General features: G+C 48.2%; 23 protein-coding genes. 10 read left to right on the top strand and 13 right to left on the bottom strand.

Features of this window, described 5'->3' with window-relative positions; genetic code table 11:
* Positions 1-18: 18 nt before the first annotated feature.
* Positions 19-1,320 (bottom strand): TRAP transporter large permease, encoded by a 1,302-nt coding sequence (locus C9J03_RS23940; protein ID WP_039463848.1) that lies wholly within the window; start codon positions 1,318-1,320, stop codon positions 19-21.
* Positions 1,321-1,392: 72 nt separating this feature from the next.
* Entirely contained in the window at positions 1,393-1,905 is a 513-nt protein-coding gene (locus C9J03_RS23935; protein ID WP_044621318.1) for a TRAP transporter small permease, read from the bottom strand.
* A 306-nt stretch (positions 1,906-2,211) separates the two neighbouring features.
* On the opposite strand from C9J03_RS23935, the gene C9J03_RS23930 reads away from it, so the two are divergent.
* The 5 genes from C9J03_RS23930 to C9J03_RS23910 all read left to right on the top strand — a co-directional run bounded on the left by C9J03_RS23930 (position 2,212) and on the right by C9J03_RS23910 (position 8,222).
* A complete protein-coding gene (locus C9J03_RS23930; RefSeq protein ID WP_044621317.1) occupies positions 2,212-3,195 on the top strand; it encodes a TRAP transporter substrate-binding protein in 984 nt (327 codons plus the stop codon).
* A 105-nt stretch (positions 3,196-3,300) separates the two neighbouring features.
* Positions 3,301-4,089 (top strand): FCD domain-containing protein, encoded by a 789-nt coding sequence (locus C9J03_RS23925; protein ID WP_044621316.1) that lies wholly within the window; start codon positions 3,301-3,303, stop codon positions 4,087-4,089.
* A 143-nt stretch (positions 4,090-4,232) separates the two neighbouring features.
* Complete coding sequence (gene uxuA, locus C9J03_RS23920) at positions 4,233-5,417, top strand: mannonate dehydratase (RefSeq protein WP_044621315.1); 1,185 nt, start codon at positions 4,233-4,235, stop codon at positions 5,415-5,417.
* A 182-nt stretch (positions 5,418-5,599) separates the two neighbouring features.
* Positions 5,600-7,339: a methyl-accepting chemotaxis protein gene (locus C9J03_RS23915; protein WP_044621314.1), complete on the top strand. Its 1,740-nt coding sequence runs from the start codon at positions 5,600-5,602 to the stop codon at positions 7,337-7,339.
* Positions 7,340-7,418: 79 nt separating this feature from the next.
* Positions 7,419-8,222 carry a siderophore-interacting protein gene (locus tag C9J03_RS23910; protein WP_052829696.1) on the top strand — a complete coding sequence of 268 codons (804 nt, stop codon included), beginning with the start codon at positions 7,419-7,421 and terminating at the stop codon, positions 8,220-8,222.
* A gap of 45 nt (positions 8,223-8,267) precedes the next feature.
* Here C9J03_RS23910 and C9J03_RS23905 read toward each other — a convergent pair whose 3' ends face one another.
* From C9J03_RS23905 to C9J03_RS23875, 7 genes are all read right to left on the bottom strand, one after another.
* Entirely contained in the window at positions 8,268-9,029 is a 762-nt protein-coding gene (locus tag C9J03_RS23905; RefSeq protein ID WP_044621313.1) for an iron ABC transporter ATP-binding protein, read from the bottom strand.
* Positions 9,030-9,035: 6 nt separating this feature from the next.
* A complete protein-coding gene (locus C9J03_RS23900; protein ID WP_044621312.1) occupies positions 9,036-9,983 on the bottom strand; it encodes an iron chelate uptake ABC transporter family permease subunit in 948 nt (315 codons plus the stop codon).
* Positions 9,976-10,935 carry an ABC transporter permease gene (locus tag C9J03_RS23895; RefSeq protein ID WP_044621311.1) on the bottom strand — a complete coding sequence of 320 codons (960 nt, stop codon included), beginning with the start codon at positions 10,933-10,935 and terminating at the stop codon, positions 9,976-9,978. Before C9J03_RS23895 ends, C9J03_RS23900 begins: the two co-directional genes overlap by 8 nt.
* A gap of 36 nt (positions 10,936-10,971) precedes the next feature.
* Entirely contained in the window at positions 10,972-11,895 is a 924-nt protein-coding gene (locus C9J03_RS23890) for a siderophore ABC transporter substrate-binding protein (RefSeq protein ID WP_197078549.1), read from the bottom strand.
* 202 nt (positions 11,896-12,097) lie between these two features.
* Positions 12,098-12,943, bottom strand: a complete 846-nt coding sequence (locus C9J03_RS23885; protein WP_044621310.1) for a DmsC/YnfH family molybdoenzyme membrane anchor subunit — start codon at positions 12,941-12,943, stop codon at positions 12,098-12,100.
* Position 12,944: 1 nt separating this feature from the next.
* The gene (locus C9J03_RS23880) at positions 12,945-13,562 is read right to left on the bottom strand and encodes a DMSO/selenate family reductase complex B subunit (RefSeq protein ID WP_044621309.1); all 618 of its coding nucleotides are present in this window, start codon (positions 13,560-13,562) and stop codon (positions 12,945-12,947) included.
* Between the two features lie 10 nt (positions 13,563-13,572).
* Positions 13,573-16,014 (bottom strand): DmsA/YnfE/YnfF family dimethyl sulfoxide reductase, encoded by a 2,442-nt coding sequence (locus tag C9J03_RS23875; RefSeq protein WP_044621308.1) that lies wholly within the window; start codon positions 16,012-16,014, stop codon positions 13,573-13,575.
* 460 nt (positions 16,015-16,474) lie between these two features.
* Here C9J03_RS23875 and C9J03_RS23870 point away from each other — a divergent pair, with 460 nt between their 5' ends.
* Both C9J03_RS23870 and C9J03_RS23865 read left to right on the top strand, forming a co-directional pair.
* Complete coding sequence (locus C9J03_RS23870) at positions 16,475-17,056, top strand: molecular chaperone TorD family protein (RefSeq protein WP_044621307.1); 582 nt, start codon at positions 16,475-16,477, stop codon at positions 17,054-17,056.
* Positions 17,056-17,604: a ferredoxin-type protein NapF gene (locus tag C9J03_RS23865; RefSeq protein ID WP_082060485.1), complete on the top strand. Its 549-nt coding sequence runs from the start codon at positions 17,056-17,058 to the stop codon at positions 17,602-17,604. The genes C9J03_RS23870 and C9J03_RS23865 overlap by 1 nt, the downstream gene beginning before the upstream one ends.
* A gap of 36 nt (positions 17,605-17,640) precedes the next feature.
* On the opposite strand, the gene C9J03_RS23860 is transcribed toward C9J03_RS23865, so the two are convergent.
* Positions 17,641-18,522 carry an AraC family transcriptional regulator gene (locus C9J03_RS23860; protein WP_044621306.1) on the bottom strand — a complete coding sequence of 294 codons (882 nt, stop codon included), beginning with the start codon at positions 18,520-18,522 and terminating at the stop codon, positions 17,641-17,643.
* Positions 18,523-18,688: 166 nt separating this feature from the next.
* Here C9J03_RS23860 and C9J03_RS23855 point away from each other — a divergent pair, with 166 nt between their 5' ends.
* Positions 18,689-18,880 carry a hypothetical protein gene (locus C9J03_RS23855; protein WP_044621305.1) on the top strand — a complete coding sequence of 64 codons (192 nt, stop codon included), beginning with the start codon at positions 18,689-18,691 and terminating at the stop codon, positions 18,878-18,880.
* 17 nt (positions 18,881-18,897) lie between these two features.
* Here C9J03_RS23855 and lhgO read toward each other — a convergent pair whose 3' ends face one another.
* The gene (lhgO, locus tag C9J03_RS23850) at positions 18,898-20,157 is read right to left on the bottom strand and encodes an L-2-hydroxyglutarate oxidase (protein ID WP_044621304.1); all 1,260 of its coding nucleotides are present in this window, start codon (positions 20,155-20,157) and stop codon (positions 18,898-18,900) included.
* A gap of 335 nt (positions 20,158-20,492) precedes the next feature.
* On the opposite strand from lhgO, the gene C9J03_RS23845 reads away from it, so the two are divergent.
* On the top strand, positions 20,493-20,708 hold the full coding sequence (locus C9J03_RS23845) for a hypothetical protein (protein ID WP_146149108.1): 216 nt from the start codon (positions 20,493-20,495) through the stop codon (positions 20,706-20,708).
* 40 nt (positions 20,709-20,748) lie between these two features.
* Here the strand turns inward: C9J03_RS23845 and C9J03_RS23840 are convergent, their stop codons facing one another.
* Positions 20,749-21,171 (bottom strand): DUF3010 family protein, encoded by a 423-nt coding sequence (locus C9J03_RS23840; protein WP_039463909.1) that lies wholly within the window; start codon positions 21,169-21,171, stop codon positions 20,749-20,751.
* Between the two features lie 79 nt (positions 21,172-21,250).
* The gene (locus C9J03_RS23835; protein WP_044621303.1) at positions 21,251-21,757 is read right to left on the bottom strand and encodes a M48 metallopeptidase family protein; all 507 of its coding nucleotides are present in this window, start codon (positions 21,755-21,757) and stop codon (positions 21,251-21,253) included.
* Between the two features lie 162 nt (positions 21,758-21,919).
* Between C9J03_RS23835 and C9J03_RS26800 the strand changes: the two genes are divergently transcribed.
* Positions 21,920-22,084, top strand: a complete 165-nt coding sequence (locus C9J03_RS26800; protein WP_156149928.1) for a hypothetical protein — start codon at positions 21,920-21,922, stop codon at positions 22,082-22,084.
* Positions 22,085-22,193: the final 109 nt, after the last annotated feature.

Raw genomic sequence — 22,193 nt, 5'->3', positions numbered from 1 at the left:
CGGGACAAGTCCCTAAAATCAGTAGCCAAGAACCAAGTTAGGCAGGAACAGGCTTAGCTGAGGAATAAAGGTGACGGCCAATAGTGCTGCGATAAGTGCGGCATAGAATGGCAGTAGCGGCTTGATGATCTTCTCGATAGACACTTTTGCTACCGAACAACCGATAAACAGGGCACTACCCACCGGTGGTGTACAGATACCGATAGCAAGGTTGAAGGTCATCATGATACCGAAGTGAACCGGGTCGATACCCATATCCAGTGCGATTGGCAGGAATATAGGGGTGAAGATCAGTACCGCTGGAGTCATATCCATGAAGATACCAACAATCAGCAGGATAAGGTTGATGATAAGCAGGATAACCAGTGGATTTTCAGAGACAGCCAGCAAGGCATCGGCAATCATGTATGGGATGTCGGCATTTGCCATGGCCCAGGACATGCCCATCGAAGCGCCAACCAGCAGCAGTACGATAGAGGTGGTTACCGCTGACTCTAGGATGATTTTCGGTAGGTCACGAATTTTCACTTCACGGTAGAAAATAACCGCTAGTACGAAGGTATAGACAACCGCAATCGCCGAGGCTTCTGTCGCAGTGAAGATACCGCCGATGATGCCGCCCATGATGATAACAATCAGTAATAGCGAAGGCATGGCTTTGATAAAGGTATCCCATACCACAGCCAGTGAGGGTCTAGGAGCGACAGGGTAGCCACGACGCTTGGCAATGATACCGGCAACAATCATTAGACTCAGACCCATTAGGATCCCCGGGATGTAACCACCTAGGAACAGAGCAGCAATAGAGGTACCGCCAGAGACCAGCGAGAATACGATGAGTGTGTTACTTGGCGGGATCAACAAGCCGGTTGGGCAAGAGGTGATGTTAACCGCAGCCGAGAAGTGCTCGTCGTAACCGTCTTTTTTCTGTAGTGGCGACATAGTCCCGCCGACGGCAGCGGCAGAGGCAACCGCAGATCCAGAGATAGAGCCGAACATCATGTTTGCCATCACGTTCACGTGGGCAAGAGAGCCTGGCAGGCGTCCACCCAGTACTTTGGCGAAATTGATCAGACGGATGGCGATACCGCCCTGGTTCATGATGTTACCCGCTAGGATGAAAAACGGGATAGCCAGTAGGGCAAAGTTATCGAGGCCTGCCGCCATGCGCTGGGCTACCACTGCGATCGCCGGCTCGAGCGGCAAGCTCATCATAATGGTTGCTAGCGATGAAAGACCGATTGCGAATGATACAGGGATCCCCAGCGCGAGTAACACGCCGAAGCTTCCGAATAGGGTGAGAATGACTTGCCATTCCATTGTGGAATCCTTCTTATAAAATCTTGTTCAATGGTGAAATCAAAAAAGTGATTCACCGCTGGATTTGCTTATTTAGTTTTGCTGCGGGTCGGCAATGCAGATATCGCCAGATACCAGTTGTTTAATTTTTTCGAAGGCGAAAAGTGCCGAATAGAAAATCATCAGTGATCCACTGATTGGTAGGCAGAAGTAGATGTAGCCCATTTCCCAACCAAGCGCAGGGGTAACCTGGCCGGTTGAAAGTGTTTTGAGCGCGAGGTTAGTACCGCCGTATACAAGAACAACAAAAGCGAAGACGGCGATGGCCAGCTGAATGAAGATCTCATTGAACAATTTTCTTTTGCCGCTGAGCTTCATGGTTAGTAGGTCAATGGCAAGATGACGCTTGAGGCCTGTGGTGTAAGCCGCGCCAATAAGGGCTACCCACATAAATAGATATCTCGCCAGTTCATCAGTAATGGTACTTGGTTTACCAATGATATAGCGGGAGATCACCTGCCAGATCACACAGAACACCAGGAAGGTAGAGAGAGACACGGTAAACATCGCCAACCCTCTATTTATGTAACCAACCAATTTATTCATCTTTAGTTCCTTTGCAATAAATAAGCATGCTCAGAGTTGTATATTGGTAAACCAATGTAAGCAGATACGTCATCTAGCTATGTTTAAGCACGCGCTTTTTCTGTGGAGATTATAAGATGGTGTGATTTTTAGTCACGTGACCCAAGTCACAATTGAATTGGTTGACCAATTTGAGGGTTTTTATTGTGATATTGGTCAATCAATTTGCTTTTTTGTTTTGACGGTTTTCTGATTTGGCCGCAATATTGGCCCCGTACTTAAGAAATACCCTACACAATGGACAACCAATTCCACGGAGATATAACAATGATGACGCGTAAAAGTGTACTTACTGCAGTGATCGGTGCTGCCCTTACTTTTGGTGCTACTGCTTCTGCTTACGCAGCAACGACCTTCAAGCTAAGTCATAACCACCCGCGCGACCATGCTGTGCATAAAGCAATGGATCACATGGCGAAAGAAGTCCGCAAACTAACAGACGGCGAAGTGCGTATCCGCATTTACCCTGATGCGCAGCTGGGCACCCAGCGTGAGTCAATGGAACTGATGCAGAATGGCGCACTGGAAATGGTAAAAACCAACGCTGCAGAGCTTGAAGCCTTTGCCCCTGCTTACTCAGCATTTAATCTTCCATACCTATTCCGTGACAAGACTCACTACTACAACGTGAAAGAAGGTGAGGTGGGTGAGGAAATCCTAGCGTCTTCCCGTGACAGTGGTTTCATTGGTGTAACTTACTATGATGCGGGGGCACGTAGCTTCTACACCTCTAAACCAATCAATACGCCTGAAGATCTGAAAGGCATGAAGATCCGTGTTCAGCCAAGCCCATCGGCGATTGCCATGGTAAATGCACTGGGTGGTAGCCCAACGCCGCTAGCATACGGTGAGCTATACACAGCACTGCAGCAAGGTGTTGTTGATGCCGCAGAAAACAATATTCCATCATTCAGCCTAAGTCGCCACAGCGAAGTGTCTAAGTACTTCAGCCTAGACGAGCACACTATGGTTCCTGATGTTTTGGTTATCTCGACCAAAGCCTATGATGCCCTTTCTGAGGAACACCAGGCGGCATTGAAGCAGGCGGCGATGAGCTCAATGGAAGTGATGAAAGAGCTATGGGCAGAATCAGAAGCCAAAGAGCGTGCGAAAGCTGAGAAAATGGGCGTAACCTTCGTTAAACCGAATAAGACAGCGTTTGTAGAGGCGGTACAGCCAATGTATGACGCATTGGAGAAATCTAATCCTGAGCTGAACGAAATCGTAGAGCGTATCAAAGCAGTACAATAAGCAAAGAAAACAGCTGTTGTAATCATAAAAATCAAAGTGTTGCCACACTTTTACATTAAGAGGTTGACCAATTAAGTTTGGTCGTTATGATGGCGAATAAGTGCAATGGAAAAAAGTGACAATATCATCATGATGCCCTTTGAACCGAAACGTCCTTACCAAGAACTTGGTTTGGTGTTGAGACAAGAACTTATCGATGGACGCTACAAGGTAGGTGACCGATTACCGCCGGAGCGGGATATCGCTGAGCGACTGAATGTCAGCCGAACGGTAGTCCGTGAAGCGATCATTATGCTGGAACTAGAAAATCTTGTTGAGGTGAAGAAGGGATCTGGGGTTTATGTCCTGAATATTCCTAGTCACTCCAATAGCCGGGAGAATGTGATCAGCGACGATGCGGGTCCATTCGAAATGCTGCAGGCCAGACAGTTGCTTGAAAGTAACATTGCCGAGTTTGCCGCTATCCAGGTGACACCGGGTGATATTGTGAAGATGCGTGCGGCACTGGATCTTGAGCGCAGTGAGATTGCCTCAGGGGCCGAAGAATGTATCGGTGATGAACAGTTCCATATGTGCATTGCCGAAGCCACGCAAAACTCAGTATTGGTCGATATGCTTAAGCAATCTTGGGAGCGACGTGAGCAAAGCCCGATGTGGAAGAAGCTGCACTCGCACATTATTGACCAAGCATACCGTCAGGAGTGGCTTGAGGATCATGCGCGTATATTAGCAGCAATGCAGCGCAAAGATCCGATTGCAGCGAAAAATGCCATGTGGCAACACCTTGAGAATGTGAAACAACGCCTGTTAGAACTTTCTGATATTGATGATCCGAATTTTGATGGCTACTTATTTAGCTCGAATCCGGTAGTTCTCCTTGGTGGTGAAAAATAAACCGCCGACAAATTCAATTAGGCCAATGAGTCTTTATTGGCCTCTTTAAAAGCAGTTATTTTACGTAATTGTGCATTCTAAATTGTAAAGTACTTAACTCAGATTTTTGAGCGGGTTAAGTGTGTCTATAAAAGGTGATTGTCATGGAACAAACCTGGCGCTGGTATGGCCCTAATGATCCTGTATCGCTTGATGATATTCGTCAGGCAGGCGCTACGGGAATTGTAAATGCATTGCATCATATTCCAAACGGTGAAGTTTGGACCGTAGAAGAAATTCTAAAGCGCAAAGCAATAATTGAGGAAAAAGGTTTAACTTGGTCTGTTGTTGAAAGTGTGCCTGTTCATGAAGAAATAAAAACGCAAACAGGTAATTACCAACAGTGGATTGATAATTATAAGCAGACACTACGTAACTTGGCAGAATGCGGTATTGATACGGTTTGTTATAACTTTATGCCGGTATTAGATTGGACGCGCACCGATCTGGAATTTGAAATGCCGGATGGCTCTAAAGCGTTACGTTTTGATCAAATTGCGTTTGCAGCATTTGAATTATTTATTCTAAAACGTCCGGGTGCTGAAGAAGAGTACTCTGCGCAGGAACAAGCTGAGGCCCAGGAATATTTCAATGCCATGTCTGCAGAGGCTGTGGCTCAGTTGACGAGCAACATTATTGCCGGCCTGCCGGGAGCTGAAGAAGGATATACCCTTGAGGAGTTTCAGGCGCAGCTTGACCGTTATGCTGGCATTGATAAAGATAAGCTTCGTCAGCATATGAAGCACTTCTTGAGTGAGTTGATGCCGGTGTGCGATGCCACAGGGCTGAAGATGGCAGTGCATCCCGACGATCCACCGCGACCGATCCTTGGTTTGCCGCGTATTGTCTCGACCATTGAAGATATTGATTGGCTGACAACAGAAGTACCAAGCAAGAACAATGGCATCACCATGTGTACTGGCTCTTACGGTGTCCGTGGCGACAATGACTTGGTTAACATGATCAAACAACATGGTGACCGTATTTATTTCACTCATTTGCGTTCAACGCAGCGTGAAGAAAACCAATTGAGCTTCCATGAGGCCGCTCACCTTGATGGCGATGTGGATATGTACAATGTCGTAATGGCTATCTTGGAAGAAGAGCAGCGCCGTGAGGAGTCAGGTGATACCCGCTTGATTCCGATGCGTCCGGACCATGGTCACCAGATGCTGGATGACCTGAAAAAGAAAACCAACCCAGGATATTCAGCCATTGGCCGCCTGAAAGGTTTGGCGGAAGTTCGTGGCCTGGAAATGGCACTGAAGCGCGCATTTTTTAACAAATAATAAGTCCTTATACACAAAAAATAGTGTATATACCTACCAATGTTTGGCCCGACTTTCGGGCCTTTTTTTTATTTATCGATCAAACCGACATTTATTTTGTGGCTCTGCATGTATGGTACTTTATGCCCATTTGTCTATGGGTTTTTTCTTGTATCAAACTCTTGCCAAAACAGGGATAACATATGGCAAATAAACTATCATTTAAAGTAAAAATAATTATCACTTTGATAGCTATATTAATAGCAACTGTGGTTACCTCATTCTTCAGTGTCAATTATTATCTCAGCCGCTATATTTTTGACAGTGATGCTGAAAGTATTAATACTCAGATTAGCTTGGTCAAAGATAAGCTGTATGATGATATTCGTAACAAGGTATTGATTGCAGAGAACATTAGTCTAGATATTACCAGTATCCAAGAAGTTACAGAGCGAGCTGGGTTTTATGCGGCAGCAAAAGTGATAGCTGATTTTGTCATTACCGATAAAGGGCGCATTGATGATGAATCCGAAGCCAGTCATTACATTCAGCTGGTAAATAGCACCAGTGGGACAAGCGTTAGTGATATTTTTTATCAAAATGATATTCCATTGATATCCATTACTGTACCCAGAGGCAATGGCGGTGATATTTTTTATCTTGATTTGAGAAACACCCAACAGTTACTGTCGCAGTCTTCTGTTGCGGGGAGTTACTTCGATCTGGAAGATAGCAGAGGAACACAGGTCTTTAGTAATCGCATTGATGGCGATCTTATTCCGTATACCAACCGTTTTGCTGTTGGCGATAGCCAGTGGACGCTGACGGGTTACATTGATCGTGGTTACATCCAGCAAAATACCAACGCCTTGAGCGGCAGCATTACCATGGCGCTGGTACTGGTGGCGTTGATTTCCATTCCGCTGAGCGTCCTTTTTATCAATACTATTTTCAAACATCTCAGCACGCTGCGCAGCATTATTGTTGGTCTATCTCGGGGAGATGCGGATCTCACCCGGCGACTGGATGTCTACAGCAATGATGATTTGGGCAAGATTGCCTCGGGCATCAACCATTTTATCGAAAACCTGCAAAGAATGATGCTGGAAGTCTCTCAGTCAAGCCAGGCGATCCAGCATGAAGTGGCAGCACTGAAAGATAAAGCGGATTCCAACAAGTCCTTACTCACCCGCCACACTCAGGAAACGGAGAAAGTGGTAACGGCCATCAATGAAATGAGCGCAACGGCGGAGTCTGTCGCGGATAGCGGCAATCGGGCTGCAGACTTTACCCATGCGACCAATGCCGAAGCGGAAAAATCAAAAGATGTCGTGAAGGTGGCTTCTAGTAGTGTGAATCAACTATCGACGGAAGTGGAAAGTATGTCGGTATCTATACAGACCATGAGTCAGGATTTCGAGAAAATCGATGCGGTACTCCATGTGATAGGTGAAATTGCCGAACAAACTAACTTACTTGCGCTTAATGCTGCTATTGAGGCGGCTCGTGCTGGTGAGCAGGGAAGGGGGTTTGCAGTCGTTGCCGATGAGGTTAGAGCACTGGCGGCGAGAACGCAGCAGAGTACGTCTGAAATCGATACCATGCTATCGGATTTACGTAAGGCGACATCAGTAGTAGTTCAGTCGATGGATGTGACGAAGGGAAGTTGCGCCCAAACTGTTGAGCACACAGCAAATGTGATGGCCTCTTTGGAATCAATGACTAACTCCATTAGTCAGATTAACGATCTTACCACTCAGATTGCCACTTCAGCCAACGAGCAGAGTGTAGTGACGGAAGAAGTGAACAAGAACATGATAGCCATTCACGATATGATCAACGAGCTTAATCGCAACGCTGATGACTCGGTCGCCAGTACTGAGCAACTTGCGGTTACCAATAGTCAATTAAATGCGATGGTGGCCAACTTTAAGTTGAAGTAATACAGCCTTATGAGTGATAATCAATATCATTATCACTTTTAACTTGGAGTATGCCATGGCCCAGGCGATGAGTCCAAAGATGGACCCAAAACAACTGTCTGTTGTGGGTAACGAGCTTGTCACCCCGAATATGATCCGTTTGACGCTTGGCGGTGAAGGGAGCCACCATTTTTCTCAAGACAGTGTAGGCCAATATGTGAAGCTCCTGTTTACTGCTGACGGCGGCACGGATATCAGTGAGTTACCTGAGGGGCAAAGACCCATGATGCGCACCTTTACGGTGTCGGGCTATCAAGCTGTTTCTGAGGGTGCTGCTGGCACGATAACGATTGATATTGCCAAGCATGAGTTAGCAGAAGTAGGAGGTGATATCACGCCAGAAATCGGTGGCTACGCCTCTCGCTGGGCGCTTAAAGCGCAAGTCGGTGACGCTATCTCTTTGGTTGGCCCGCGTCCGATTCAAGCGATGCCTGTTGCTGCAGATCGTTTCTTGCTGGTGGCAGATATGACGGCGCAAACGGCGCTGCAAAGCAAACTGGCGTTGTTGCCAGCCAGTGCATCCGGCTATGTGGTCTTGGACGTACCGACAGTGGCTGATGTACAGCCTCTGGCGCTTCCTGAGGGGATGGAGCTAGTTGTTAATATCAGTGGCGACGGCTCGCTGTCCGATGGCGTCAAAGCACTAGCTCTGGATGGTACCGATTTGGCCGTGTGGTGCGCCTGTGAGTTCAGTGAAATGCGGTCGATCCGCAGTTACATTACTGCGGACAGAGGGGGGGATCGTAAAATGTGTTACTTCAGTAGTTACTGGAAGCAGGGTGTGACGGAGGATGGTCACAAGGTGCTTAAAAAACAGGATGCAGAGAAAGAGGCCCAAGGCTGAAAAGTGTGTTAAGGCGGCGAAAATGCCGCCTTAATTGTAGGTGCGTCAAGAGCCGTAATACATACAGATACGGCTGCCATCGACCTCTTGGATCTTGAATGGGATATTGTAGATATCTTCCATAATTGCCTGCTGGATGACTTCCTCTACCTTACCGCTCTTGATCACTTCGCCTTTGCGCATCGCAACGATATTATCTGAATAGCAAGAAGCAAAGTTGATATCGTGGATCACGATAACAACGGCCTTGTTCATCTTGTGGGCAAGGCGGCGGATAGTCTGCATGATCTCCACCGAGTGCTTGATATCCAAATTATTCAGCGGCTCATCGAGGAAGATGTAGTCGGTATCTTGTGCGACTACCATGGCAATGAACGCCATTTGGCGCTGGCCCCCACTGAGCTGGTCGAGGAACTTGTCCTGGATATGGGTGATATCCAGGTGCTCGAGAGCCTCATCGATAACGCGGTTGTCTTCGTTTGTCAGGCGGCCCTTGCTGTGGGGAAAACGGCCAAAGGCAACCAATTCACGAATGGTAAATCGCATGTTGATGTTGTTCGACTGGCGTAATACAGCCAGGCGCTTGGACAGCTCCTGGGTATCCCATTGCGAAAGCGGTTTGCCGGCGATAAGTACCTCTCCGGCATCGCTTTCTGTTAAGCGGCTGGCCATCGAAAGGAGAGTACTTTTACCAGCGCCGTTTGGGCCAATGATGGACGTTACTTCTCCTAATGGAAACAGGGCACTAGCCTGGCTAACCACCAAGGTATCGTTATATTTCTTAGAGAGTCCAGTTAACTTAATCATGATAAATCAAAACTTGTTACGCATTAGAAGAAAGAGGAAGTAGCTGCCACCAACAAAGTTGATGATGACACTGATGGTCGTATCGAAGGCAAAGACTTTTTCAATCAACCATTGGCCACCGACCAGAAGCACAACCGACAGGGTGCTGGCTGCCAGCATCAAGAAGCGGTGGTGGTAGCTCTGGAATAGCTGGCGGGTCAAGCTGACCACGATCAGACCGAAGAACAGTACCGGCCCCACCAAAGCGGTTGAGATAGCCACCATTAAGGTGATCACCATCATGACCTGCATCGTGACCTTGTGGGTATCGACCCCTAGGCTTTTGGCATTGTCGGTACCCAGCCAGAACACATCGAGCTTATTGGAAAGCGTGTACAGGTATGCCAAACAAAGACCTAGCGGTATCATCGACCAGTAAACCAGCTCACCATTGACGTTATTGAAGCTGGCAAACATGGTGTTTTGCAGGTTGGCGAACTCGTTCGGGTCCAGAATCATGGTAAAGAAGCTGGAAATGCTGCTGAACAAGCTACCGCAGACAATGCCAATCAACAGCAGGGTGAACACGTTGCTATTTGCCCGGCGAAAATACAGGGTGAACAGCAACATGGAAAAGCCGCTCATGATTAATGTCGTGAGTAGGAAATTAATTTTCGCATCGGCAAACCACACACTCATGCTGCCGAACATCACCACGATAATGACCTGGATCATCACGTAGAGCGAATCGAAGCCGAGGATTGAAGGCGTCAGGATCCGGTTATTGGTAATGGTCTGGAATACCAGCGACGAAGTCGAAATCGCGATGGCCGCCAGTACAATGGCCATAATTTTCGGCAAGCGAAGCGAAAGGAAAAACTGATAGTTTTGGGCATTGAGGCCTTGACCAATGAAGTAGGCAGTAATGAGCACTCCCAGTACCGCAAGTAGGGAAACTTTAATACTGTCACGCATTGGATTTGTCCTTCAGAACCAGAGCAATAAAGACCGCACCGCCGAAGATACTGATGATCATCGAAATTGGCATTTCATACGGAAAGATAATTAAACGGCCAAGAATATCGCAGGCCAATACCATCACCACACCCCAGTAGGCAGTCCATGGTAGGTTGCGGTGCATGTTGTCCCCCATAAAAATAGCGACCAGGTTAGGGACGATTAACCCTAGGAAAGGTATCACCCCGACGATCATAACCACAGTCGAAGAGAGGATGGCGACAACCAATACACCGATAAAAACAATTTTCTGAAAATCCAACCCGATATTTTTGGCAAAGCTTTCCCCAACGCTGGCAGCGCTGAATTGACTCGCGTAGTAGTAGGCAACGATACAAGCCGGTAGGGCAAGGTAGAGAAACTCATAGTTACCTTGCAGTACTGATGCGAAGTTGGCGACTGTCCACGCCGACATTGACTGCACCAGATCATAGCGGTAGGCAATGAAGGTGGTCATTGCAGAGATGACGTTACCATACATAATGCCGATCAGCGGTACCAAGACAGCATTTTTGAACTGTAACCGCTGCAGGAATTGGACAAACAGTAAAGTACCGATCAGCGCAAAAATCAGGATAACCCCAAGGCTGATCCAACGATTGGCTCCGGCAAAGAAGACAATCCCCATGACATAGCCGAGCATTGCACAATCAATGGTGCCGGTTGTGGAAGGGGAGGCAAACCGATTCTGGCAGACTTGCTGCATGATTAAACCAGCGACACTTAAGCCCGCACCGGCCAGGCAGATAGCTAAAAGGCGAGGCAGGCGGCTAGCAAACAGAATCGACAGGGTGTGCTCGTCTCCGGCAAGCAAGCTGTGCAGGTTAATATTGGCTACACCAATGAACACTGAGATAACCGCGACTGGGAGGAGGGCCAGTACAGCCCAGAATAATTTTTTATTAGGCATATGAGAGTAACCCGGCTATTGCCGGGCTGAAATACATTATTGAGTTGAAGTTACCGCTTTACGTGCATCATCAATCATGATTTCTGTAGCGTTAGCACCAGCGATGGTGAGGTACCATGCACTTGGGTTAAGGAATACAACGCGGTTGTTCTTGTATGCCGGTGTGCTCTTGATCAGTGGGTTATCAAACAGCTGTTGCGCTTTGCCCGAGCTCTGGCCAATCGCGCTTTCGCGATCCAGAATAAACAGCACATCAGGCGCCGCATCGGCAATAAATTCAAATGAGATCAGGTTACCGTGCGGGTTCTGGCTGTCAGAAGCCCGGGCTGGCTTGAAACCGAACTCGTCAAATAGCACAGAGAAACGACTGACTTCACCGAACATAGAAATGTTGTTACCGCTGTTCATTACCGCCAGGGTTTTCAGGCCTTTCTCCTGAACTTGCTTGCGCACTTCAGCCATCTCAGCTTCCGTGTCCTTAATCAACTGCTCGGCTTCTGCTTCTTTGTCGAAGATCTTGCCCAGCATACGCCAGTTGTTCTTGGTGTCTTCCCAGTAGCTGCCGTTCTCGACGACGTGCATGACGGTCGGTGCTATTTGGGACAGGGTAGGATAGGCGTCGACCATACGGCTTTCGGCAATGATCACATCAGGCTTTAGGGTGAAGATTTGCTCAAAGTTGGCTTCTTTCATGCTACCGATATGGGTCGCTTTCTCACTGTAATCACTAAGGTATTCCGGCAGCATGGTCGTTACTGCGCCAACAGGCTCGATGCCTAGCCGGTTCAGGGTATCAAGGCTTCCATGGCCGCCGACAACCACCACGCGCTGTGGTGTTTGCTCAAGGGTTGTCGTACCCAATGAGTGCTTCACGGTAATTGATTCAGCTAGCGCCGGGAAATTGAGAGTCATTGCTCCCACGAGAAGTGCGGATTTTAATGCGGTGGTAAAGCGAGTCATAACGAACCTTAAAAATCTAGATGCGGAAAGATAGCCAACAAATGCAATCTAATAACAAATGAGAATAGTTTTTATTGATATTACGCGTGAAAAGTGAAAGATCAGAATGACATTTACAATCTTTACAATTTTTTGTTCTGCCCAGAAAATAAAACAGGAGCCCAAGGCTCCCGTTTTATTTAGTGCCGAATAGTAGCAGTAATTATATGCCCACCGTCATGTGAAGGCCGTAGAAAATACCGCGGCCAACCAGCTCGGAGAGGAATACCAAGCCAAAGCTCACCACCATCACAGGTACGCCAGGCCGGCTGTTCATCAGGTTAGGGATAAACCACACTGCGAGTGCGCCAAGCAATAGACCGACACGGATAACCTGTAATTGAGCCATGTTAGGAATGAGCTCAGAAGCGGTGGTCACCGAAGTTTGAATATCCCCCAGCCCGATAAGCTGGCTGACCAAGGCTGTCAGGCTAATGGCAACCGCCAAAGAGCCAACAAATGGCAAAATACGGTCCAGGCCTGCCATTTTGTGCTGGGCTCCAGTTAGCAGCAGATGGCCAAAGATAAGGCCAGATGTCAGCATCGTCATCACAAAGGCAATAGGGGTATAAACCGTATTCCAGGTCGGTACCGTATCAAGCAGGTACAGTTTGATCATGGAGTACATAAAGGCGATACCCACTAGCATACCGGCAGCGAGCAACAGCTTGCGCAGCGCTTCGTTGCCTTTGTCCAGCATCTCCAGCAACCAGTAACCGCCACCAAGAGCAAAGAACACGCTGCCAGTGAAGATTTCATTGGATAGCCAAGAGCTACCCACCTGGTTGAGGGCATTGAAAGCACGCAGTGGGCTACCCAGATGCATGGTCGACGCGGCAAAACCCAGTCCCATCAGTACCCAGAGGAAGAACATCGCTTGATTCAGGCGGTAGTTAGCGCCGACGCAAAGCTTGCCTTTCAGAATTACGCCACCGAGCAGCAGATAAGCACCAACTGCAGTTTGTGCCAGCACGGTAAATAGGATCAGGGGCCATTCATGCCAAGCCATCTTATACCTCCTTAGGGTTTGCTAGGAAACCGCTGCGATCGCCGGTTGGGCGGGCATGACGATTTGGTTTAATGACAATGTTTGGTTTGGTCTTTAGTGACGACGGCAGTGGTGCGACATCAGCGTTGGTGCCGTATTTCTTACGGAGCTCGTCAATAGGGCCGAACTCCAATGCACGTAGTGGACAAGAGCCGACACAGATTGGCTCTAGGCCCTGGCCAACACGCTCGTAGCAGCCGTCACACTTGGTCATATGGCCTTTGTCGGCATCGTATTGCGGAGCGCCGTAAGGACAGGCCATAGAACAGTACTGGCAGCCGATGCAGACATCTTCGTTGACCACCACCAGGCCGTCTTCTTTGCGCTTGTGCATGGCGCCCGATGGGCAGACCTTGGCACAGGCCGGTTCGTCGCAATGGTTACAGGCGATGGAGAGGTAGTAGGAGAACACATCCTGTCGGAAGGTTTCGCCTTCTTTAATCCAGTTACCGCCGGAGTACTCGTAGACGCGGCGATAGTTGACGCCGACATCCAGATCTTTGTTGTCTTTGCACGACAGCTGACAGGTTTTACAGCCGGTGCATTTGCTTGAATCAATATAAAAACCGTATTGTTTCATGGTTTAAACCTTATGCCTTATTCACCAGTTGTACTTCCACCAAGTTGGTGTGCTGCGGGTTGCCTTTCGCCAGCGGACTAGGGCGCTGGGTGGTCAACACATTGATACAGCCGCCGTGATCGACCTTCTGGCCATCCGGGGCATACCAAGCGCCTTCACCAAGGGCAACCACACCCGGCATCATGCGCGGGGTGACTTTGGCATTGATGTGCACTTCACCGCGGTCGTTGAAGATACGGATAAGGTCGCCGTTCTTGACGCCGCGTTGCTCAGCATCAACTGGGTTCATCCACATCTCTTGCGGTGCGGCTTCTTTGATAATGTCGACATTGCCATACGTCGAGTGGCAGCGTGCCTTGTAGTGGAAGCCCGTTAGCTGTAGTGGATACTTACTGCGGTTCGGATCATCCCAGCCTTCTGCGGTTGATACGTGGACTGGAAGCGGGTGGATAACGTCACCTTCAGGCAGTTCCCATTCCTTAGCGAGGTTGGCCAGGCGTTCCGAATAGATTTCCACTTTACCCGATGGGGTAGAAAGTGGATTCTGCTCTGGGTTATCCCTAAAGGCTTTGTAAGCCACGAAGTGGCCGTTTGGATCGCGGCGCTTCACAATGCCTTGTTTCCTGACGGTTTCGAAATCAGGCAATGATGGATCGTTCTCTCTCGTTAACTTGTAGAGGTGCTCCAGCCAACCTTGCTGATCGCGACCTTCGGTGAATTCTTTCTCGATACCCAACCGCTTGGCGATTTCAGTACACATTTCATAAATGCCGCGCGCTTCGAATTGCGGTTCGATGGCTTTGTCGGCATAGATGAAGTAAGGCATGTTGGCAGCTTTGGTATCCATACAGAAGTCGGCTTGCTCGGAGGTAGTCAAATCCGGCAGCAAGATATCGGCATACTTGGCCGATGAGGTCATGTGGTTGTCAATCACAACGATCATTTCACAGGCTTTGTCGTCCTGCAGGATGTCATGGGTACGGTTGATGTCTGAATGCTGGTTGATCAGGCAGTTGCCCGCATAGTTCCAGATGAACTTGATTGGCACATCGAGCTTGTCTTTGCCCCGAACACCGTCTTTGGTGGCTGTCATCTCAGGTCCACGCACAATCGCGTCGGTCCACAGGAACATGGAGATAGAGGTTTTAACAGGGTTTTCTGGGATCGGAAAGCGAACAAACGGGATATTGTAGTCAGATTCGCGGGCACCCGAGCCACCACCGTTGATCCCGAGGTTACCCGTTAGCAGCGCCAGCATGGCAATTGCGCGGGAAGCGATTTCACCGTTGGCGGTACGCTGCAGCCCCCAGCCTTGGAAGATGGCACAAGGTTTGGCTTGGCCAATTTCGCGAGCCAGTTTGACGATAATATCGACGGGAATACCGGTAATAGGCGATGCCCATGCTGGTGTTTTTTCTATGCCATCTTCGCCTTTGCCAAGAATGTATGACTTGTAGTCAGAGTTGGCAGGGGCTGAGGCAGGCAGTGTTTTCTCATCGTAACCGACACAGTATTTGTCCAGGAAAGGCTGGTCGACCATGTTTTCGGTGATCAATACATGGGCTATGGCGGCGACCAATGCGGTGTCAGTGCCGGGGCGAATTGGGATCCATTGATCTTCGCGGCCACCTGCGGTGTCGTTATAGCGCGGATCAATCATGATCATCTTGGCATTGGAACGCGCTTTGCTCTCCATCAAGTGGTGGATCAAGCCTCCGCCAGACATACGGGTTTCGGCCGGGTTATTGCCAAACTGGACAATTAGCTTGGTATTTTCCAAATCAGAGAAGCTGTTGTTGCTTGCCCAGCCGCCGTAGGTGTAATTCAGGCCAGCTGCGATTTGTGCGGTTGAGTAATCACCATAGTGATTTAGGTAGCCGCCAGACAGGTTCATCAGGCGGGCAATCAAAGTACCGCCCGGTGGCCAAGATTTGGTAACCGTGCCACCTAGCGTACCGGTACCATAGTTTAGGTATACGGCTTCGCTACCATAGTCTTTGCGGATACGGGTAAGGTTGTTGGCGATTTCATCGTAGGCTTCTTCCCAGCTGATACGCTTGAATTTGCCTTCACCACGTTTGCCAACCCGCTTCATTGGGTATTTTAGGCGGTCAGGATTGTATACCCGGCGGCGCATAGAGCGGCCACGCAAGCAGGCACGGACTTGATGGCTTCCGTATTCGTCATCACCGGTGTTATCGGTTTCAACCCATTTGATTTCGCCGTCAGCGACATGCATCCGCAATGGACAGCGACTACCGCAGTTCACGGTACAGGCACTCCAGACGATTTTTTCTTCGGACGGTGTCGTTGCCGCGGCAACAGGAGATGATTTAAAAGGTAGGGTAATACTACCGGCAACGGCTGCCAGCCCGCCTACCGCAGACGTGGATTTCATGAAATCACGACGGCTGAATGCAGGTGAGAGGAGCTGTTTGAGCTTTTTTTTCATAGCACGACATTCTCTATATTTTAGTTATCCACACTACTTTGGTGGTAGCGTTCTATCGTGATAATCAATTGGCTATCCGGGTTTAGTTTTGTTTTTTATCAATAAACGGTCCGGATTAATTCGATGGCAGTATAAAATGTCCAATAGTGTGATATTCATCATACAAATTTGAAAGTGGTGATTTTTTCTTACAAATCAGTATGGTGAATATATGGAGAGTAAATAAAATAATGTCTAGCCGATTATTGGAAGCGTATTAACAGAATAGGAAGTAATGAATTACTGCGATAGTAATGGAATATTGGTGTAACCATAAAAGTTTGTCCTAAAGCATATTTTCCGTGTTAGCCATCGGCTATCTTTTATCGAAAGTGTTGAATCGAAAACTAAAGTGGTTCTTCCTCTTTTGATTATGAAATTCGGAACCATTAGTTATAAATTTTGGGAGGTAACTGTGACCATGGAGCATATTTCGACCATCGCTCGTATTCTGGGGAGTTTTTTTTACTATCCACTGACCCACGAAACGAACCGACAGGTTTGTCAGATGATTGCTGATAGTGACGAGCAAGAGGGCTCACCGTTTGCAGAGTTGCTCCAGGCGGTTAATGCGGATGGGGCAGAAGAGCTTGCGATGGACTTCCAGAAGTTATTTGAAGGCTGTGAAGTGATGCCAGCACCGCCATGGGGTTCGGTCTATTTAGACAAAGAGCAGGTGATCTTTGGTACAACGACGCTCGACTATCGTCGTTTCCTAGCCGATAAAGATATGTCGCTAGATACAGGGATGCGTGAGCCTGAAGATCAATTCGGCCTGATGCTGATGGCTATGTCAAAACTGGCAGAGGCGGAAGATAGCGAAGCGATTAAGTTACTGCTGTCTGATCACTTGCTGCCGTGGGCACCCCGCTATCTTGAGCTGATGCAGGCCAATGCCAGCACCCAGTCGTACCGACTGCTTGGCGGTATGGCCGAGCAATGGCTTGCGTATATCGCAGAGGCGTTGGCTATTTCGGCGGTAGAGAAAAAGGTGTATTTCTAATGGCCGAGCGTGACGAGCGATATTACAAAGCTTGCCTGGAGCATTACACGGTAAGCCGGCGCGGTTTGCTACGGGGCTTATTCTCCGGCGCAAACCGCGTAAAGAAAGAGGCGCAAGCGCCGTCTGTCGTTCGCACGGTCCCTCGTCCACCGGGGGCTATTGAAGAGGCGTTGTTTCTTCAGGTCTGCCAGTCATGCGACGCCTGTGAAAAGGCTTGTCCACAACAGGTGATTGAGCGGCCGGGGGGATCACCTCAGTTAAACCTTGAATATAATGATTGCAGTCAGTGTGGCGAATGCCAGAAAGCGTGTCCAACTCGGGCTCTTTCATCCCAGATAACAGATATTGGAGTGCGGCCTGAATTCTCGACCCGCTGCGCCAACCGCTTGTCAGGATATTGCGAATTGTGTGCAGAACAGTGCCCGCATAAGGCTATTACCATCGCGCAAGGGCAGGTTCCAGCCGTTGACAATGAGTCTTGCGATGGGTGCGGCCAATGCCGCACGGCTTGTTATACGGGGGCGATTACTATGGTTTTTCCAACGTAATAGGATTTGTACGGGGTTTGTTGGCTCTGCAGTGCGTCAAACAGCAGCATTTATTTTGTAGCTGTTGCGGTATTGGCGCGGTGTCATCTGCTTGTAGTCTTTGAATTGACGGTTGAAGTTGACCTGGTTACGGTAGCCGACGCTTTCTGCAATCAGGCCGATGGGTTTGCTGGTGGTCTGGAGCAGCTCGGCTGCGTGGTTCAAGCGAAGCTTTTTTAAGTACTGGCTGAAACTTTCCTTAAAGTGAACCGCAAACAATCGGTGAATGCTACTTTCGCTAGTGTTCATATGTGCTGCAAGCTCTGACAAGGTTACGGCCTGGCTGAAGTGTTCTTCAAGGTATTGGCAAACCTTCTCGATCTTTTCTTGGCTTGCTTTCTCCGCATTGTATTCTTTTTGCGGGGCATAGGAGAGCAAGGTCCGACTGCTTTTATCTCCGCCTAAGGCGCTAAGTACTTGGAGCAGAATACCTAGTTGGGCGATTGACGAATGGGAAGGCAGAGCTTCCAATAAGGCCAGAACTTGGCGGCAAGTATTCTCAGAGAACTCGATGCCTTTTTCGGCCCGCTTAAGCAAAGATTCGAGTTTTCTCATTTCGACACAGCTGAACATCATATTAGCGATCCACTCTTTCCTGAACCAGATAACATGGGTTTCACACAATGGGCTTGCTGTTGTTTGCACTTCGACAAAACGATGTGGCAAGCCGGGGCCAATCAACACCATAGTATAATTGCCAAACTCACCTTCGTAATGGTCAATAAATCCCTTACCCCGAAAATGGCGATGGATAACTAATTCATATTCCTGGTGGAAGTGCCATTCGTCGTGTTTGTATCGCTCTTCAATCTTGCGGTATCGCCATGAATAGCCTTGGCGCTGCATGACTTTCTCGATAGTCGCTTGTTGCATAAACATCGGGCTCGATAGTAAAGGAAAAGTACCATTATTTATTAATATAGTACTGGAGTAAGGCCTAAAGGGAATGCTTTGAAGGAATAGTACTAATAGTTGATAAGTTTTAATAATTCCTTTCGCGAGTCGGGGCGTATTGTTTGAGCAAATCAAACAAGGAGCTATTACAATGAACAAACTTAAATCTATGATTAATAAAATGATTGTCGAAACTCGCCGCGATTTCCTAGCCACTGTCGTGCATGGCTACCAAGCCGATTACTCATGGCAGGTGCTGGGATATCAATCCCACACGGAATACGAAAGAGATCTGGCTCGAAGCTTACTTCGCCAGCGCGCCAAACGCCACAATGCGTTATAGGCCAAGCTGTGCCCTTGTTAAGCCGATACGGGATCGCGGCGTTGCCGGGCAGCGACATTAACAGGATTGGATGCAGCTTGTACCTTGTCACAAATATAGCTGCCGATAGGGATTGCTGAAGTCGCTGCTGGAGAGGGGGCATTGCAGACATGAAGGCTGCGCGGACTCTCAGCAAAGAGAAAATCATGGACTAGGGTGCCATCACTTCGCACTGCCTGAGCACGGATCCCCGCTGGATAGGGTTGTAAATCAGCAGTTGTGAGTTGCGGGCAGTATTTATTCACCAGTTTGAGGTAGCCAGGTTTCCACCAAGAGTTTTTGGTTTCAGCTAGGCCAGCCTTTAGGTGGTTAAAGGTAACTTTCCAGAACCCGGCATAGCTCAGCATGTCTACCGTGTCTCTGATACTGAAGTTAATGTTACTGTATCCTTCCCGCTTCCAACCCTGTACAGCGTTGGGGCCAACAGTAACGCTGCCGTCAATCATTCGGGTGAGGTGCACACCGAGAAACGGCAAGTCAGGATCGGGAATTGGGTAAATTAAATGATTCACGATATGGTTGTGCTGCGGGGCTAAGCGGTAATATTCTCCTCGGTAGGGGATAATTCGGAAGTCGGTATCGATATTCATCATCCGGGTGAGCCTATCAGCCATCAAACCAGCACAACTGATTAAGAATTTTCCTTTTAACTGAAAAGGCTGACCATCGCTCTTGCACTCAATCACAACGCTATCCGGTTTTTCTTCAACCGCTTTGACTTCAGTGCGTTTGGTAATTTCACCGCCGAGTCGGACAAATAATTCGGCCATCTTGGTTGTGATCTGCTTGTAGTCCACAATGCCGGTTGCTTTTACCAGCATGGCTCCAAGGCCAGAGATATTGGGTTCCTGTTGCTTCAGCTGTTCTTGGCTAAGGTGTACCACCTCAATTTCATTGGCCAGGCAACGTTCATAAAGGGCTTCCATCCGCTTCAGCTCGGCGGTATCGGTGGCCACCAATAGCTTGCCACATTGTTCGAAGGGAATGTGGTGTTCGATACAAAAAGCTTTGGTCGCTTTTTCCCCGGCTTTGCACAGGGTGGCTTTCAGGCTTCCTGGCTCATAGTAGACTCCTGCGTGGATCACTCCGCTGTTATGGCCGGTTTGATGCGAGGCGAGCTGGCCTTCTTTTTCGATGACGATAATGGATGCACTGGGACAGCGTTGTTTGAGCTGCCAAGCTGTTGATACTCCAACTATGCCCCCACCGACAACGATATAATCGTACACCTTATCCATCTGAAGTCCGTTCCTATTGTTTTCAAGCAAGTGATTGAAGCCAGAGAATGATAAATCGCGCTACCTTGTTGATCAGTATAGGTAAACCGAAATAGTAAAGCTGCGAGGCTGAGCACAGAGCATGAAATGTAAAAGCACGTATTTAACACTATGTATATTGGTGACTATTTGTTCGATTTTGTATCTGGAAGGCACCTATCACAGCGAGTTTAACTGATTGGATATAAAGTATTTACTCAGGGGTGAGGCAAAACCGGCAGGACGCACCATACTTGTAACGTATTCCAAATGACCGATTTTTTGAGGTGGCTTGGATATAGCAATAGGAGCGATCAGTGATGCTTAGGAAAGTCAGTGAGGTCGAATTTTACAAGTTATTCACCGTGATCGGTGGTTACTTTCTTCTCTTTTTTGGCGCTTTTCATTTATTGAGGTGGATGAAGAGTACCAATTTACTTATCTATGTGTTTGTTGTTGTTTCTGTCGTCGTCAGTGCATTGCTAATCCTGACGCTGTATAAATTAAGGAAGAGGAAGAACTACCGCCAGTAAAAAGCCAGCATCGCTGGCTTTTTCGATGTATACGTCGGTGTTATTTACCTAGGTATGCATAGCCTGTCATGAATGCAGCTTCTTGGAACTGGCGCAGGCCGGTCGCGCGGAATTCGATCGCTAGCGGGTTGCGCTTCAGCTTTTGCTTGATCTCTTGGCTTGTGATGAAGTCCACTTCAACACCGTCAATCAGCTGGATCGCCGCTTCAAGTTTGAAGCCAATTGCGCTGCCGGCAAACTTACCGCGAGTTTCACGCGTACGGATCACAACACGGTCAATTTGGTAGTCATCCAGAAGCTTTTTGAAAGTCTGCTGGAAGTTACGCATTTGCTCATTGTCCATTGAGTCTTGCATGATGAACTTTTGAGCACGGCATTCTGGAAGATCGAACAGACCGTTACTCTTGGTAAGAAGGCAAATGACGGCCTCGTTGCTACGAAGCTCAACAGCACAAATTTTCATGTAAACACCTAATAATGTAGTTAGCAGGGTATTTTAGGCCAATGAGCAATAAATACCAGAAATTAAATAAAGCTTACCGTTAGTTGTACAGTGGGCCGTCAATTTCTAGCTGGGTTAACAGCAAGCGGGCATCCAGCTCGAGCTGGTGGTAGTCTGATTCCATGTGGCAGCATAGCTGGTAGAACGCTTTGTTGTGTTCTTTTTCTTTGATATGGGCAAGTTCATGTACCACGATCATTCGCAACAAGGGTAATGGTGCCTGCTTAAAAATAGTCGACACCCGAATCTCATTTTTGGCTTTGAGTTTGTTGCCATGAACGCGAGAGACGAAACTGTGCATTCCCAAAGCATGGTTGACCATGTGGATTTTACCATCATAAGCCACCTTGCTAATAGGAGACGATTTTTTCAGGTACTGGTTTTTCAGCTCAATCACATAATCGTAGAGTGCTTTCTCTGACTGGATCGTATGTTGTTCCGGGTATTTTCGTAACAGGTAGCGCTTAAGGTTACCGTTCTCAACCAGTTGACTAACTTGGCTAATAAGTTGGTCGGAGTAGCCCTGTAGGTATTTGAGTTTTTGCATGCGCGCAGCCAAGTATCGATCAAAGAGTGGATTGATCGGCGATTCTAAACATTTTGTGATGGGGGAGCAATGCTAGGTTATCGCTTACAGGTAAACTGGCTCTACACTAAAGATAGGCTCAAGCACTGGGATTCGTTTGGGTTGTTGAACAGGAGACACTAAATGGAATTACGTTTGCCGCCACCAGTCATTGTCTTGATCACCCTTGGGTGTATGTTCGCCCTTTCTCGCTATTGGCCTCTATATAGCTTTGCTTTTTCAGGGCAACATTATGTGATTTTACTTTTCTGTCTCCTTGGCACGTTGCTGGTGACCTGCCCCCAATAACTAATCCAGCACCTCTTTAGTAATGTCAGTTACATTGCTGTTGTTTAGCCCTGAACGTGTTAGTACTGCAAATTCAGAGGGGGTTAGGTATCCGATTGATGAGTGGGGG

It is taken from the genome of Photobacterium gaetbulicola, assembly GCF_003025515.1.
Lineage (GTDB): Bacteria > Pseudomonadota > Gammaproteobacteria > Enterobacterales > Vibrionaceae > Photobacterium > Photobacterium gaetbulicola.
Note: the sequence above shows the minus strand (reverse complement) of the source record. Positions and strands in the feature narration are given on the sequence as shown.

Excerpts from the sequence above, each read along its gene's own strand:
- C9J03_RS23905 (WP_044621313.1), bottom strand. The coding sequence starts at position 9,029 with ATGATTAAGTTAACTGGACTCTCTAAGAAATATAACGATACCTTGGTG.
- C9J03_RS23915 (WP_044621314.1), top strand. The coding sequence starts at position 5,600 with ATGGCAAATAAACTATCATTTAAAGTAAAAATAATTATCACTTTGATA.
- C9J03_RS23870 (WP_044621307.1), top strand. The coding sequence starts at position 16,475 with ATGGAGCATATTTCGACCATCGCTCGTATTCTGGGGAGTTTTTTTTAC.
- C9J03_RS23880 (WP_044621309.1), bottom strand. The coding sequence starts at position 13,562 with ATGAAACAATACGGTTTTTATATTGATTCAAGCAAATGCACCGGCTGT.
- lhgO (WP_044621304.1), bottom strand. The coding sequence starts at position 20,157 with ATGGATAAGGTGTACGATTATATCGTTGTCGGTGGGGGCATAGTTGGA.
- C9J03_RS23885 (WP_044621310.1), bottom strand. The coding sequence starts at position 12,943 with ATGGCTTGGCATGAATGGCCCCTGATCCTATTTACCGTGCTGGCACAA.
- C9J03_RS23855 (WP_044621305.1), top strand. The coding sequence starts at position 18,689 with ATGAACAAACTTAAATCTATGATTAATAAAATGATTGTCGAAACTCGC.
- C9J03_RS23840 (WP_039463909.1), bottom strand. The coding sequence starts at position 21,171 with ATGAAAATTTGTGCTGTTGAGCTTCGTAGCAACGAGGCCGTCATTTGC.
- C9J03_RS23900 (WP_044621312.1), bottom strand. The coding sequence starts at position 9,983 with ATGCGTGACAGTATTAAAGTTTCCCTACTTGCGGTACTGGGAGTGCTC.
- C9J03_RS23935 (WP_044621318.1), bottom strand. The coding sequence starts at position 1,905 with ATGAATAAATTGGTTGGTTACATAAATAGAGGGTTGGCGATGTTTACC.
- C9J03_RS23890 (WP_197078549.1), bottom strand. The coding sequence starts at position 11,895 with ATGACTCGCTTTACCACCGCATTAAAATCCGCACTTCTCGTGGGAGCA.
- C9J03_RS23865 (WP_082060485.1), top strand. The coding sequence starts at position 17,056 with ATGGCCGAGCGTGACGAGCGATATTACAAAGCTTGCCTGGAGCATTAC.
- C9J03_RS23875 (WP_044621308.1), bottom strand. The coding sequence starts at position 16,014 with ATGAAAAAAAAGCTCAAACAGCTCCTCTCACCTGCATTCAGCCGTCGT.
- C9J03_RS23925 (WP_044621316.1), top strand. The coding sequence starts at position 3,301 with ATGGAAAAAAGTGACAATATCATCATGATGCCCTTTGAACCGAAACGT.
- C9J03_RS23930 (WP_044621317.1), top strand. The coding sequence starts at position 2,212 with ATGATGACGCGTAAAAGTGTACTTACTGCAGTGATCGGTGCTGCCCTT.
- C9J03_RS26800 (WP_156149928.1), top strand. The coding sequence starts at position 21,920 with ATGGAATTACGTTTGCCGCCACCAGTCATTGTCTTGATCACCCTTGGG.
- C9J03_RS23860 (WP_044621306.1), bottom strand. The coding sequence starts at position 18,522 with ATGTTTATGCAACAAGCGACTATCGAGAAAGTCATGCAGCGCCAAGGC.
- C9J03_RS23895 (WP_044621311.1), bottom strand. The coding sequence starts at position 10,935 with ATGCCTAATAAAAAATTATTCTGGGCTGTACTGGCCCTCCTCCCAGTC.
- C9J03_RS23940 (WP_039463848.1), bottom strand. The coding sequence starts at position 1,320 with ATGGAATGGCAAGTCATTCTCACCCTATTCGGAAGCTTCGGCGTGTTA.
- uxuA (WP_044621315.1), top strand. The coding sequence starts at position 4,233 with ATGGAACAAACCTGGCGCTGGTATGGCCCTAATGATCCTGTATCGCTT.
- C9J03_RS23835 (WP_044621303.1), bottom strand. The coding sequence starts at position 21,757 with ATGCAAAAACTCAAATACCTACAGGGCTACTCCGACCAACTTATTAGC.
- C9J03_RS23910 (WP_052829696.1), top strand. The coding sequence starts at position 7,419 with ATGGACCCAAAACAACTGTCTGTTGTGGGTAACGAGCTTGTCACCCCG.